Genomic DNA, 13,148 nt, shown 5'->3' with positions numbered 1-13,148 from the left:
TCATCGTCCCGGCTCGTCATTCCACAGCAGCTTGTGCAACTGCAACTGGAACTTCACCGGCAGGCGGTCGGCCACGATCCAGTCCGCCAGCTCGGTCGCCGACAACTCGCCCTTGCTCGGCGAGAACAGCACGTCGCAGCGTGCGTGGAGCGCGTGCGCGTGCAGCACCTGCCGCGCCCACTCGTAATCGGTGCGGCTGCAGACGACGAACTTCACCTGGTCGTGCGGGGTGAGCAGCGGCAGGTTCTCCCACCGGTTGCGCCCTTCTTCGCCCGAGCCGGGCGTCTTGATGTCCAGCACGCGCGAGACCCGCGGGTCGACCTCGCCGATGTCGATCGCGCCCGAGGTCTCCAGCGAGACCACGTAACCCGCGTCGCACAGGCGCCGAAGCAGCTGGATGCAGCGCTTCTGCGCCAGCGGCTCGCCGCCGGTCACGCAGACGTGGCGCACCCCATGCCGTGCCACTTCCGCCACGATGGCGTCGATGTCCCACCATTGGCCGCCGTGGAAGGCGTAGGCGGTGTCGCAGTAGGTGCAGCGCAGCGGGCAGCCGGTCAGGCGCACGAACACCGACGGCCAGCCGGCGTCGCGGGCCTCGCCCTGAAGCGAGCAGAAGATCTCGGTGATACGAAGCCGGTCCGCCGTCGATGCGGCGGCCGCATCGGGCGCGACGGCGTGCACGGTCAGCGCGTGGCGCGCGCCAGCTGGATCGCGTGCAGCCGATCCTCGGCCGTGCGCGCCGCGTCGGTGCCCGGGTACTGGCTCGCCACCTGGGCGAGAGTGGCTTCGGCTCCCTCGAGGTCGCGCAGGCCGTACTGCGACAGGCCGACCTTGAGCAGCGCGCCCGGGGCCTTGTCATGGGTGGGATAGCGGTCCAGCAGGACCTGGAACTGGTCGCGCGCCAGTTCGTAGTTCTGGGTCACGTAATAGCTTTCGCCGAGCCAGTAGCGCGCGTTGGGCGCGTACACGCCCTCGGGATGCACCTGGAGGAAGTCCTGGAACAGTTCCGCCGAGCCGGTGTAGTCGCCGGACTTGAGCGCGTTGAACGCCGCGTCGTAGGCACTGCGCTCGTCGGCGCTGTTGGCCAGCAGGCCGGCATCGCCGTGGACGCTGGGGGGCGCCTCGTTCGGCGCCGCGGCGGCTGGCGTGGCCGGCGCAGACGCGGCGGGAACACCGGGGGCGGCGCCGGGGTCCGGCAGTACCGTGCCGGCCCCTTCCAGCCGGTTCAGCCGGCCATCGAGGTCCAGGTATTGGCTGCGGCTGGTGGAACGCAGCTGCTCGTTCTGCTGCTGCAGTTCCTCGATCTGGGAGCGGAGCGCCTGCACTTCGGAGCGCAGCGCGGTCAGCTGGTTGAGCAGGTCGACATTGCCCTGGTTGTCGGCGGCACGCAGCTCGAGCGCGGCCACGCGGTCGGCCAGGCTGGCCCGCTGGGCGAACGCGGGCGCGGCGGCCACCAGGGCCGCCGCGAACGCGATTGGAACGATGAACGCACGCATCGCAGTCGATTACTTCGCCGTGTAGACGATCTCGACCCGACGGTTGCGGGCCCAGCAGTCCTCGCCGGACTCGGTGCAGGTCGGACGCTCCTCGCCGTAGCTGACCACGGTCAGCTGCGCGCCGGAACCGCCATTGGCCTGCAGGGCCGACGACACGGCATTGCCGCGACGCTCGCCCAGGCCGAGGTTGTACTCGCGGCTGCCGCGCTCGTCGGCGTTGCCTTCCAGGGTGATGCGCGAGGACGGACGGTCACGCAGGTACTTGGCGTGGCAGGCCATCGCGGCCTGGAACTCCGGACGCAGCGCGTCCTGGTCCAGGTCGAAGTACACGGTGCGCTGGCGCAGGCAGGCATCGGTGTCGAGGTCGGAGGGGCCGTACGCGCCCGGGGTGACGGGGGCGGTGTCGGTGACGCCACCGGTGGAGGGTTCGGCGGGCGGTGCTTCCTTGACCTTCTTCGAGCAAGCAGCAGCGGCGACGCACATCACGGCGATCAGGAGGGCCTTGCCGAGCACGGCGGGCTTGTTGGCGTTCATTTCTCGTCGATCCTCAGGGCGTGTTACGGATGTTCAGGTTGATGGAGTGGATGTGCAGACCATGTCAGCGCTGGGAGCGGTAGGGTCCCCAGGCCGGCTCGCGCACGTCCCCGTCTGCGAGCACGAGGCGTTGACGTACGCGGCCATCGGCCGAGACAGCATACAGGACGCCACGCCGCCCTTCACGCGCCGCGTAGAGCAGCATGCTGGCGTTGGGGGCGAAGCTGGGGGACTCGTCGAGCGACCCCGGCGACAGGGTCTGCCAGCGGGGCGAACCCAGGCTGCGGTCCATCACCGCGATCCGGTAGGTGTTGCCCGCGCCTTGGGCTACCGCGATCTTCTGTCCGTCCCAGGAAATGCTGGGGTCGGCATTGTAACTGCCCTCGAAGGTCACGCGGGTGGCGCCGCCGCCGGAGGCCGGCACCTGGTACACCTGCGGCCGGCCGCCGCGGTCGGAGGTGAAGTACAGGCTGTTGCCGTCCGGACTCCAGACCGGCGCGGTGTCGATGCCGAACTGGTTGGTGATCTGGGTCAGGGCCTTGCTGCCCAGGTCCATCACGTAGATCTCGGGGTTGCCGCTGCGCGACAGGGTCAACGCCAGCCGCGAACCGTCGGGCGAGAACGCCGGGCCGCTGTTGATGCCGCGGAAGCTGGACACCAGTTCGCGGCCGCCGGTGGTGATGTCCTGGATGTAGATCGAGGAATTGCCGCGCTCGAAGCTCACGTAGGCCAGCTTGCGCCCGTCCGGGCTCCAGGCCGGCGACAGCAGCGGCTCATTCGAGCGCACCACCGTCTGCGGGTTGTAGCCGTCGGCGTCCGCCACCATCAGCGCGTAGCGGCTGGACTGCCCGGTGCCCGTCGCGGTGACGTAGGCGATGCGGGTCCAGAACGCGCCCCGCACGCCCAGGATCTTCTCGTAGATCGCATCGGCCATCTGGTGGGCGACATCGCGCATGGCGTTCGAGCGCGCGGTCATCGCCAGGCCCAGCAGGCGCTGCTGCTTGGCCACGTCGAACAGTTCGTACTCGACCCGGTAGCTGCCCTCGGCCGCGTCCACCACCCGGCCGACGACCAGGAAGTCCTGCCGCAGCGCGCGCCAGGCCGGATAGTCGACCTCGCCCCCGCTGGTCGGGCGGCTGGCCATGTCGCCCTCGGGCAGGGTCCGGAACTGGCCGGAGCGCTCGAGGTCGGCGCGCACCACGGCGGCGACATCGGTGGCCGGGGCGGTGGCCGAGCCCTGGTACGGCATCGGGACGACGGCGATCGGCAATGCGGAGGCGTTGCCGCCGATGATGTCGATCTCCAGGCCCTGCTGCTGGGCGGCTGCGGCGAACGGCAGCAGCAGCGCGAGCAAGGCGAGCAGGCAACGCTTGGTGGGGCTCATCGGAAGGTTCCTGGCAGGGTTGGACAAGGCGGGCGACAGCTTGGCGGCGAATCGATGCACGAAGATGAACGGAGGCGGACTCCAACGGCCGGAGGCTCGTTTGGATATCCGCCCGCACGGCGGAGCAGTGGTTTCGACGCTAGGGCGTCCACCTGTCCGACGATGCCATGCGCTCCACCCTCCCGGTCGCCGGCTCGCCCAATCGCAGTTCCCGGTTTCGCCGGAACGGCGCGCGCTCGGGCATCGACCCGCGTGACCATAGCGAGCGCGACGTGAAGGCGACGCGGCGCTGGCGCCGCGCGACCGGACCGGCCGCGGCGCGGTCGCCACGAAGAAATACGGGCGGGGACGCGGGAGGTCTCCCCCAGGTGCGACGCGGACTCAGCGGTCCTGCGCCGCGAAATTGAGGATCAGGGTGCGCTGGAACACCGATTCGAAGCCGGCATAGGGCAGCGGCTGCGCCTTCAGCACCGCCGCCTCGACCGAGCGCCGGCCGAGTTCGTCGTAGGGGCACGACGGATCCACGCGCGCCTCGACCACCTCGCCGCCGGGGATCTGGCGGATCACGATCCGGCAGCGCTGGCCGATCGGCACCGTGTCGGGCCGGGTCCAGTTGCGCAGGATCGCTTCCTGCAGCGCGGCGGCGTAGCGCGCGGCCAATCCCGTGTCGACGCCCTGGTTGCCCGGCGGCGGCGGCGCGGCCGAAGGCTGCGCGGCCTGCTGCGAGGCCTGCCGCGCCTCGCGGTCGGCGATCTGCTGGATGCGCTGCTGCGCCAGGCGCTGCTCGCGCTCGAGCTTCTCGCGCTCGGCGCGGATCTTCTCCAACTGCTGTTGGGCCAGGCGCCGCTTCTGCTCGGCCTCCTCCTGGCGCTTGCGCTCGGTCAGGTCGATCTGCTCCTGGCGGCGCTTCTCTTCCTGTTCCCGGTCGATCCGCGCGCGCTCGGCCTCGGCGTCGCGGCGCACTTCCTCCTGGTCGACCGGCGCGGGCTCGGGCACGCGCGCCTGCGGCGTGGGCTGTGGCTCGACCGGCGCGTCTTCCGGCACCGGCTCGGGGATCGGCTGCGGCGGCGGCGGCGCGATCTCCTCCGGCACCGGTTCCGGCATGGGCTCGACCACCGGCTCGGGCAGCGGCTCGGGTTCGATCGACAGCGCCCGCTCCACCGCCTGGCGGTCGGCGCTGGACACCTCCAGCACGGCCTCCATCGACGGCGCGCCGGCCACGCTGATGCGGTCCGGGTCCCAGCTCAGCAGCGGCGAGAGCAGCAGGATCGCCACGACCAGCACATGCACGGCCACGGCCCAGGCGATCGCCCGGCCAAGGCCTTCGTCCTGCGCGGGCGCAGGACGCGGAAAGGCGTCAGCGTGCATCACCGCCCGCATTGGTCATCAGGCTCACGTTGGACACGTTGGCCTGGCGCAGCACGTCCATCGCATCGAGCACGTGCTGGTAGGGCGCATCACCCTGCGCGGCCACCATCACCCGGAAATCGCTGCCCTGCTGGGCGCGGATGGGCGCCAGCAGCGCCCCCATCTGCTCGCGGTCCACGACCCGCGGCCGCGCATCGCCCGGCAACTGCACGCCCAGGCTGCCGTCGGGATAGGCGATCACGATCACCGGGTCCTCGCGGTCCTGGGTGGAACGCGCCTGCGACGAGGGGAGCTTGACGTCGACGCTGAGCGTGAGCAGCGGCGCGGTGACCATGAAGATGATCAGCAGCACCAGCATCACGTCGATGTACGGCACGACGTTGATCTCGGACTTGAGCTTGCGCCGCTTGCGGTGGATGAGACTTCCGGCCATGACGAGTCCCGGTCAGTCCAGGGAGCTCTGGCGCTGCAGGATGGTGCTGAACTCCTCTGCGAAGCTCTCGTAGCGCACCGCCAGGCGCTCGACGCGGGTGGTGAAGCGGTTGTACGCCCACACCGCCGGGATCGCGACGAACAGGCCGATCGCGGTCGCGAACAGCGCCTCGGAAATGCCGGGCGCGACCGCGGCGATGCCGGTCTGCTCGCCGCTGTTGAGCATGTCGTGCATGGTCACCATGATCCCGAACACGGTGCCGACCAGGCCCACGTAGGGCGCGGTGGAGCCGATGTTGGCCAGCAGTTCGAGGTTGCGTTCGAGCAGGTCCACCTCGCGGGTGTAGCTGACGCGCATGGCGCGCTGCGCGCCTTCGAGCTGGGCCCGGGCGTCGAAGCCGCGCTTCTCGCGCAGGCGTGCGAACTCGCGGAAGCCGGCCTCGAAGATCGCCTCCAGCCCGGTGACGCGGCGGTTGCGGTCGGTGGCGGAGGAGTACAGCTTGCCGAGGTCGGCGCCTGACCAGAACCGGCTCTCGAAGTCGTCGGCCTCGCGGTTGGCGAGCTTGAACACCCGCGCCTTGCGGAAGATGATCACCCAGCTGATGATCGAGCCGACCAGCAGCAGCAGCACGATCAGCTGCACCGGCAGGCTGGCCTTGAGCATCAGGTCGATGTAGTTGATGCCCGAATGCGCGGCGACGGCCGCGGCATCGGCGCCCTCGGCGAGCGTGGTGGTGGTCGCGGCGGCCTCTTCCGGCAACGGTTCGATCTGGGTGGCCTGCAGCAGCGTCGCGAGGGGGATCATGCGGGTTCGGCTCCGGGTTCGACGAGTCGGTTCAGTTGCTGGTACAGCGGTTCTGGGATCGCGCGCGGACGGAAGCTGCCGGCATCGAGCGCCGCGCAGCGCACCTCCGCCTCCAGCAGGCAGTCGCCTCCGCGCATGATCGACTGCGCGAACACGACGCTCGCGTGACGGCAGCGCCGCAGCGACACCGTCACCTGCAGTGCATCGTCCAGCCGCGCGGGCTTGCGGAAATCGATCCGCATCGCCCGCACCGCGAACACCAGCCCGTGCGACAGGCGCAATGCGTCCTGGCCGTACCCCAGCGCGCGCACCCATTCGCTGCGGGCGCGCTCGAGGAAGGCGACGTACTGCGCGTGGTAGACCACACCACCGGCGTCGGTATCTTCCCAGTAGACCCTTGTCGGAAGGCTGAACGGATGGCCATCGGCGCCCGCGGATGCGCCCGCGCCCGTCCCACTCACGCCGCTTCCCCGCAAAGCGCTGCCGTCCGCCCTGCCCGCGCCGCCATCAGAACAGCTGCTCCGGTTCGCCCGCGACGCCGGGATCGTTGCGCGGCTGCAGCCCCAGGTGACGCCAGGCCTTGACCGTCGCCATGCGCCCGCGCGCGGTGCGCACCAGGAAGCCCTGCTGGATCAGGTAGGGCTCGATCACGTCCTCGAGCGTCCCGCGTTCCTCGCTCAGCGCCGCGGCCAGCGAGTCCACGCCCACCGGGCCGCCGTCGAAGTTCTCGATGATCAGGTTCAGCAGGCGCCGGTCGAGGTCGTCGAACCCTTCGGGATCGACCTTGAGCATCTTCATCGCCGCATCGGCGACGTCACGGTCGATGCGGCCGGCCGCGCGCACCTGGGCGAAGTCGCGGACCCGGCGCAGCAGGCGGTTGGCGATGCGCGGGGTGCCGCGCGAGCGGCGGGCGATCTCGGCCGCGCCTTCCTCGGCGCAATCCACGCCCAGGATCGTCGCCGCGCGGCGCACGATCCGGGTGAGTTCCGCGGCGCTGTAGAACTCCAGCCGCTGGACGATGCCGAAGCGGTCGCGCAGCGGCGCGGTCAGCAGTCCCGCGCGCGTGGTGGCGCCGATCAGGGTGAACGGCGGCAGGTCGATCTTGATCGAGCGCGCAGCCGGGCCCTCGCCGATCATGATGTCGAGCTGGAAGTCCTCCATCGCCGGGTACAGCACCTCCTCGACCACGGGCGAGAGGCGGTGGATCTCGTCGATGAACAGCACGTCGTGTGGCTGCAGGTTGGTCAGCAGCGCGGCCAGGTCGCCGGCCTTCTCGATCACCGGGCCCGACGTCACCCGCAGGCTCACGCCGAGCTCGTTGGCGATCACGTGGCTGAGGGTGGTCTTGCCCAGCCCGGGCGGGCCGAAGATCAGGACGTGGTCGAGTGCCTCGCCCCGGTGCTTGGCCGCCTCGATGTACAGGCCCATCTGCTCGCGCACCGGCTGCTGGCCGAGATACTCGGCCAGGCGCTTCGGGCGGATGCTGGCTTCGGCGGCGTCGTCCTCGCGGGTCGCGCCGGCGCCGATGATGCGGGGGTCTTCCATCGGGCTATGGTCGCATGCGCCGCGCAGCCGCGCACCGCCCGGACGCTTCAGTGCGCGGCGGCGGGCGCGGCCTCCCCGGCCGGCAGCGGCTGCACGCCCTGCGCCACCCCCGCCATGTGCGGGAGCCGATGCGCCACGCCCTTGTGGCAGTCGATGCACGTGGCCGCACCGGTCGCCAGGAAGGTACGGTGGATGCGCGCGGCCCGGCTGGCCTGGCGCGTGAGGTCCATCGAGTCGTAGTCGTGGCAGTTGCGGCATTCGAGCGAATCGTTCGCCTTCAGCCGCGCCCATTCGTGGGTGGCCAGCACCAGGCGCTGGTCGAGGAACTTCTCGCGCGTGTTGATGGTGCCGAAGATCTTGCCCCAGACCTCCTTGGAGGCCTGCATCTTGCGCGCGATCTTGTCGGTCCAGTCGTGTGGCACGTGGCAGTCCGGGCAGGTGGCACGCACGCCGGAGCGGTTGCTGTAGTGGATCGTGGTCTTGAGTTCCTCGAACACGTTGTCGCGCATCTCGTGGCAGCTGGTGCAGAACGCCTCGGTATTGGTGGCCTCGAGCGCGGTGTTGAAGCCGCCCCAGAACACGATGCCGGCCAGGAAGCCGCCCAAGGTGAGGAACCCGAGGCTGAGGTAGCGCGCCGGCGCGTTGAACTGGCGCCAGAACCCGCGCAGGACGTCGAGCGCGCGCCGCAGGAGGCTCATTGCCGCGCCTGCGCGGCCTGGGCGGCGCGTTCGTCGCGCAGCAGGCTGTCGATGTCGCGGAACCCGTTCGCCACCAGCGGCTCGGCATCGGTCTGCACCACGTGGCACTGCACGCAGAAGTAGCGCCTTGGCGAGATCTCGGCCAGGAACTGGTCGTTGCGGTCCATGTAGTGGGTGACGCTCACTTCCGGTGCCTGGAACTGCGCCGCGGTGCTGCGCGCGTGGCACAGCATGCAGCGATTGGAGTTGAGGTCGACCTGGTAGCCGTCGATGCTGTGCGGGATCGTCGGCGGCTGCATCGGATAAGCGCGCCCGCGGCGGCGATCGAAGTTCTCGACGACGGCCATCGGCAGCGGCGTCACCTCCGTGGTGATCGGCACATGCCGGCGCAGGCCGTCGATGTCGGTCGCCGGGTTGCCGCGGGCACCGACCTCGGGCGCGGGGGCGACCACCTGCGGCCGCGGTTCGCGGTCGCGGCCGCAGGCGGACAGCACCGCGGCGAGCGCCGCGGCGACGAGCAGGAGCCGGCGTGCGCGCATGTCAGGCCCCTCCCACGGCGACCACGCGGGCCGCGCACTTCTTGAAGTCGGTCTGCTTCGAGATCGGATCGGTGGCATCGAGCGTGACCTTGTTGATCAGCTGCGCCGCGTCGAACCAGGGCACGAAGATCACCCCGCGCGGCATGCGGTTGCGTCCGCGCGTCTCCACGCGCGTGCGCATCGCACCGCGGCGCGAGGCCACCGACACCTCGTCGCCGCGCTTGAGACCGCGGTCGCGCGCGTCGTCGGGGTGCATGAACACCACCGCCGACGGGAAGCTGCGGTACAGCTCGGGGACGCGCATGGTCATCGAGCCCGAATGCCAGTGCTCCAGCACGCGCCCGGTGACCAGCCACAGGTCGTATTCGTCGTCGGGCGACTCGGCAGGCGGCTCGTAGGGCAGCGCCCAGATCACCGCGCGGCCATCCGGATTGCCGTAGAACTCGAAACCCCTGCCCGGCTTGACGTACGGATCGGCGCCCTCGCGGTAGCGCCAGCGCGTCTCCTTGCCATCGACGACCGGCCAACGCAGGCCACGCACCTGGTGGTAGGTGTCGAAGGGCGCGAGGTCGTGCGCATGGCCGCGGCCGAATTCCGCGTACTCCTCGAACAGTCCCTTCTGCACGTAGAAGCCGAAGGCCTCGGCCTCGCGGTTGGCGTAACCGGCCTCGATCTGGTCGACGCCGAACGCGTCGACCTTGCCGTTGCGGTAGAGCACGTCGAACAGGGTCCTGCCGCGGAACTCCGGGTGTGCGGCCAGGATCTCCGCCGGCCAGCACTCGTCGGTGGTGAAGCGCTTGGAGAACTCCATCAACTGCCACAGGTCCGATCGCGCCTCGCCGGGCGGGTCGACCAGCTGGTGCCAGAAGTGGGTGCGGCGCTCGGCGTTGCCGTAGGCCCCCTCCTTCTCCACCCACATGGCCGAGGGCAGGATCAGGTCGGCCGCCTGGCAGGTGACGGTCGGATAGGCATCGGACACGACGATGAAGTTGTCCGGGTTGCGATAGCCGGGATACCCCTCCTCGAGCAGGTTGGCCGCGGCCTGCATGTTGTTGTTGACCTGCACCCAGTAGGCGTTGAGCTTGCCGTCCTTGAGCGCGCGGTTGTGCTCGACCGCGTGGTAGCCGATCTTGTCCTTGATGATCCCGTGCGGAATCTTCCAGATCTCCTCGGCGTGGTGGCGGTGCTCGGGATTGGTCACCACCATGTCCGCCGGCAGGCGGTGGCTGAAGGTGCCGACCTCGCGCGCGGTGCCGCAGGCCGAAGGCTGTCCGGTCAGCGAGAACGGACTGTTGCCGGGCGTCGCGATCTTCCCGGTCAGCAGGTGGATGTTGTAGACCATGTTGTTGGCCCACGTGCCGCGCGTGTGCTGGTTGAAGCCCATGGTCCAGAAGGACATCACCTTGACCTTCGGATCCGCGTACAGCTCCGCGAGCTGCTGCAGCCAGCCGCGCTCGACGCCCGTCATCTCCACCGTGCGCTCGAGCGTGTACGGCGCCACGAAGCGCGCGAACTCGTCGAAATCGATCGCGGTGCCGCCGTTGGGATCGCCGGCGTTCTTCGCCGCCGCCTGCAACGGATGCTCCGGGCGCAGGCCGTAGCCGATGTCGTCGTTGCCGCGCTTGAAGCTGGTGTGCCGGTCGACGAATTCGCGGTTGACCTGCCCCGACTGGATGATGTGGTTGGCGATGTAGTTCAGGATCACCAGGTCGGTCTGCGGCCTGAACACCATCGGGATGTCGGCCAGGTCGAAGCTGCGGTGCTCGAAGGTCGACAGCACCGCCACCTTGACGTGCGCATTCGACAGCCGCCGGTCGGTGACGCGCGTCCACAGGATCGGGTGCATCTCGGCCATGTTCGAGCCCCACAGCACGAACGCATCCGCGGCCTCGATGTCGTCGTAGCAGCCCATCGGCTCGTCCATGCCGAAGGTCCGCATGAAGCCGGTGACCGCCGAGGCCATGCAGTGGCGCGCGTTGGGGTCGATGTGGTTGCTGCGGAAGCCGGCCTTCATCAGCTTGTTGGCCGCATAGCCCTCCCACACCGTCCACTGCCCGGAGCCGAACATGCCGATGCCGTCGCCGCCCTTGGCCCTGAGCACGGCGCGGAACTTCTCCGCCATCACGTCGAACGCTTCCTCCCAGTCCACCGGAGTGAAGTCGCCCTGCTTGTCGTAGACCCCGTTCTTCTTGCGCAGCAGCGGCGTGGTGAGCCGGTCGGCTCCGTACATCACCTTGGACAGAAAGTAGCCCTTGACGCAGTTCAGCCCCCGGTTGACCTCGGCATGCACGTCCCCGTGCGTGGCGACCACCCGGCCGTTGTGCACCGCGACGTTGATCCCGCAGCCCGTGCCGCAGTAGCGGCATGGCGCCTTGCTCCACTTCAGCCCCGCGCTGTCTTCCATCACCGGATCCGCCAGCTGGGCGGGCAGCGGCATGCCCGCCGCCATGGCGGCGCTGGCGATGGCGCTGTTGCGGATGAAGTCACGGCGGCTGGTGCTCATCGTATGGACTCCGCGGAGGCGACCGCCGGCCCGTCGTCGGGCGGCTGCGGTTCGACGTGGTGGTAGACGAGGTTGACGGCGTAGATACCGGGCACGGCATTGAGCCGGTCGATGCCATCCATCACGACGGACGTGCCGCCGCATTCGAGCAGCAGGACGCTGCGGGTCGGGTCCTGCAGCGCGAGCTCGAACCCGGGCGCGGCGGCGATGGCGGTGGCGAGCGCGGGAATCGCGTCGGGACGGTGGCGCACCACGAGGCTGGCGACATGCCATTCGCTTGCGGGCGGACCGTCGCGGCCCTTCATTGCCGCCGCACCTGCCGATGACAGGCCGCGCGACCCGCGGCGACGCCGGCGCGTGCCGAGGCCCGACGACGAGATACCGCCCACTGCGCATGCGCACGCGCGGGCCGGGACCGCGGAATCGTACGCGGGGCGACCCGGAGCCCTGCGATCCCACTGCCGCCCACGATCGCCATCGCGCTCACTGCACCGGCGGACCGGGCGGACCGGCGATCATCTGGTAGATCCACACGGCGAAGCCGTAGCCGCCCACGATCAGGACGGAGAGCAGCGGAAACAGCACCACGGTGATGAACAGGAACAGGATCAGTTCCCGCCGCTTGCCCGGTTGGCCGGCCTGCACTTCCAAGGCGAGTCGCTCCCTGATCGAAACGTGGCGTGCTGCGGCCTAGCCTACTCCGTGTCCGCGACCGCCACCACCCGTGTCCAGCCATCGCGCCGCACGGATGCGAACGCGATCACGCATGCGCCGCGCACGCTGCACTGCATCATGCCGCGCGCGCGAATGCCGCCGCGGCCAGCGCGAACGAATGCCGGCGCGCGGCGTGGTCGAAGATGTTGGCGGTGAGCATCAGCTCGTCGGGCCGGTGCGCGGCGGCGAAGGCGGCGATGCCCTCGCGCACGTCCTGCGGGTCGCCGACCACGGCGCAGGACAGTGCCTGCGCCACCATCGCCTTCTCCTGCGGAGTCCAGAACGCCTCGATATCGTCGACCGGCGGCGGGATCAGGCCCGGCGTGCCGCGGCGCAGGCGCACGAAGCTCTGCTGCTGGGTGGTGAACAGGCGCTGGGCCTCGGCGCGGGTGTCGGCGGCGACCACGTTCAGCGCCAGCATCGCGTGCGGCTGGCGCAGGTACTTCGACGGGCGGAAATCGCGGTGGTAGAGCGCCAGCGCCTCGGTCATCGCCGCCGGCGCGAAGTGCGACGCGAATGCGTACGGGAGGCCGAGCGAGGCAGCGAGCTGGGCGCCGAACAGGCTCGAGCCCAGGATCCACACCGGCACGTCGAGGCCGGCGCCCGGCACCGCCTGCACAGGCTGGCCGGGCTGCGCGGGTTCGAAATACCGCAGCAGCTCCATCACGTCGGACGGGAACGCGTCCGCGCCGGCGTAATAGCGGCGCAGCGCGCGCGTGGTCGGCTGGTCGGTGCCGGGTGCGCGCCCCAGGCCGAGGTCGATGCGCCCCGGGTACAGCGAGGCCAGGGTGCCGAACTGCTCGGCCACCTGCAGCGGCGCGTGGTTGGGCAGCATCACCCCGCCGGCGCCGACGCGGATGCGCGAGGTGCCGCCGGCGATATGGCCGATCAGCACCGCGGTCGCGGCGCTGGCGATGCCGGGCATGTTGTGGTGTTCGGCCAGCCAGTAGCGCGAATAGCCCAGCGACTCGGCGTGGCGGGCCAGGTCGAGCGAGTTGGCGAAGGACTCGGCCGGCGTGCTGCCTTCGGTCACCGGGGCTAGGTCGAGGACGGCGTAGGGAATGCGGGGGGCTTGGGTCGACATCCGCATGAGGTTGGGGCGCGCGCCGCAAATTCCAGCGGCAATTGCG

The 13,148-nt window shown here is 70.1% G+C and carries 15 protein-coding genes; all 15 read right to left on the bottom strand.

Features of this window, described 5'->3' with window-relative positions; all coding sequences use genetic code 11:
- On the bottom strand, positions 1-681 hold the full coding sequence (gene queE / locus QFW80_RS16540; protein ID WP_280603140.1) for a 7-carboxy-7-deazaguanine synthase QueE: 681 nt from the start codon (positions 679-681) through the stop codon (positions 1-3).
- A gap of 2 nt (positions 682-683) precedes the next feature.
- Complete coding sequence (ybgF, locus tag QFW80_RS16535) at positions 684-1,496, bottom strand: tol-pal system protein YbgF (RefSeq protein WP_280603139.1); 813 nt, start codon at positions 1,494-1,496, stop codon at positions 684-686.
- 9 nt (positions 1,497-1,505) lie between these two features.
- Positions 1,506-2,030, bottom strand: a complete 525-nt coding sequence (gene pal / locus QFW80_RS16530) for a peptidoglycan-associated lipoprotein Pal (RefSeq protein ID WP_280603137.1) — start codon at positions 2,028-2,030, stop codon at positions 1,506-1,508.
- Positions 2,031-2,094: 64 nt separating this feature from the next.
- Positions 2,095-3,414 carry a Tol-Pal system beta propeller repeat protein TolB gene (gene tolB / locus QFW80_RS16525; RefSeq protein ID WP_280603135.1) on the bottom strand — a complete coding sequence of 440 codons (1,320 nt, stop codon included), beginning with the start codon at positions 3,412-3,414 and terminating at the stop codon, positions 2,095-2,097.
- 381 nt (positions 3,415-3,795) lie between these two features.
- On the bottom strand, positions 3,796-4,782 hold the full coding sequence (locus tag QFW80_RS16520) for a TonB C-terminal domain-containing protein (protein WP_280603133.1): 987 nt from the start codon (positions 4,780-4,782) through the stop codon (positions 3,796-3,798).
- Positions 4,772-5,215 carry an ExbD/TolR family protein gene (locus tag QFW80_RS16515; RefSeq protein WP_280603132.1) on the bottom strand — a complete coding sequence of 148 codons (444 nt, stop codon included), beginning with the start codon at positions 5,213-5,215 and terminating at the stop codon, positions 4,772-4,774. The genes QFW80_RS16520 and QFW80_RS16515 overlap by 11 nt, the downstream gene beginning before the upstream one ends.
- Before the next feature lie 12 nt (positions 5,216-5,227).
- Complete coding sequence (gene tolQ, locus QFW80_RS16510) at positions 5,228-6,019, bottom strand: protein TolQ (protein WP_280603130.1); 792 nt, start codon at positions 6,017-6,019, stop codon at positions 5,228-5,230.
- Positions 6,016-6,480, bottom strand: coding sequence for a tol-pal system-associated acyl-CoA thioesterase (gene ybgC, locus QFW80_RS16505; protein WP_280603128.1), 465 nt, complete (start codon positions 6,478-6,480; stop codon positions 6,016-6,018). Before ybgC ends, tolQ begins: the two co-directional genes overlap by 4 nt.
- A gap of 46 nt (positions 6,481-6,526) precedes the next feature.
- Positions 6,527-7,564, bottom strand: a complete 1,038-nt coding sequence (ruvB, locus tag QFW80_RS16500; protein ID WP_280603127.1) for a Holliday junction branch migration DNA helicase RuvB — start codon at positions 7,562-7,564, stop codon at positions 6,527-6,529.
- Between the two features lie 47 nt (positions 7,565-7,611).
- Positions 7,612-8,262 carry a NapC/NirT family cytochrome c gene (locus tag QFW80_RS16495; RefSeq protein WP_280603126.1) on the bottom strand — a complete coding sequence of 217 codons (651 nt, stop codon included), beginning with the start codon at positions 8,260-8,262 and terminating at the stop codon, positions 7,612-7,614.
- Positions 8,259-8,801 carry a nitrate reductase cytochrome c-type subunit gene (locus QFW80_RS16490; protein WP_280603124.1) on the bottom strand — a complete coding sequence of 181 codons (543 nt, stop codon included), beginning with the start codon at positions 8,799-8,801 and terminating at the stop codon, positions 8,259-8,261. The genes QFW80_RS16495 and QFW80_RS16490 overlap by 4 nt, the downstream gene beginning before the upstream one ends.
- Before the next feature lies 1 nt (position 8,802).
- The gene (napA, locus tag QFW80_RS16485) at positions 8,803-11,304 is read right to left on the bottom strand and encodes a periplasmic nitrate reductase subunit alpha (RefSeq protein WP_280603122.1); all 2,502 of its coding nucleotides are present in this window, start codon (positions 11,302-11,304) and stop codon (positions 8,803-8,805) included.
- Entirely contained in the window at positions 11,301-11,609 is a 309-nt protein-coding gene (locus QFW80_RS16480; protein WP_280603121.1) for a chaperone NapD, read from the bottom strand. Before QFW80_RS16480 ends, napA begins: the two co-directional genes overlap by 4 nt.
- 178 nt (positions 11,610-11,787) lie before the next feature.
- Positions 11,788-11,949, bottom strand: a complete 162-nt coding sequence (gene napE / locus QFW80_RS16475; RefSeq protein WP_280603404.1) for a periplasmic nitrate reductase, NapE protein — start codon at positions 11,947-11,949, stop codon at positions 11,788-11,790.
- 145 nt (positions 11,950-12,094) lie between these two features.
- The gene (locus tag QFW80_RS16470) at positions 12,095-13,102 is read right to left on the bottom strand and encodes an LLM class flavin-dependent oxidoreductase (protein ID WP_280603120.1); all 1,008 of its coding nucleotides are present in this window, start codon (positions 13,100-13,102) and stop codon (positions 12,095-12,097) included.
- Positions 13,103-13,148: the final 46 nt, after the last annotated feature.

The organism is Luteimonas rhizosphaericola, assembly GCF_029888045.1.
Classification (GTDB): Bacteria; Pseudomonadota; Gammaproteobacteria; order Xanthomonadales; family Xanthomonadaceae; genus Luteimonas; species Luteimonas rhizosphaericola.
Note: the sequence above shows the minus strand (reverse complement) of the source record. Positions and strands in the feature narration are given on the sequence as shown.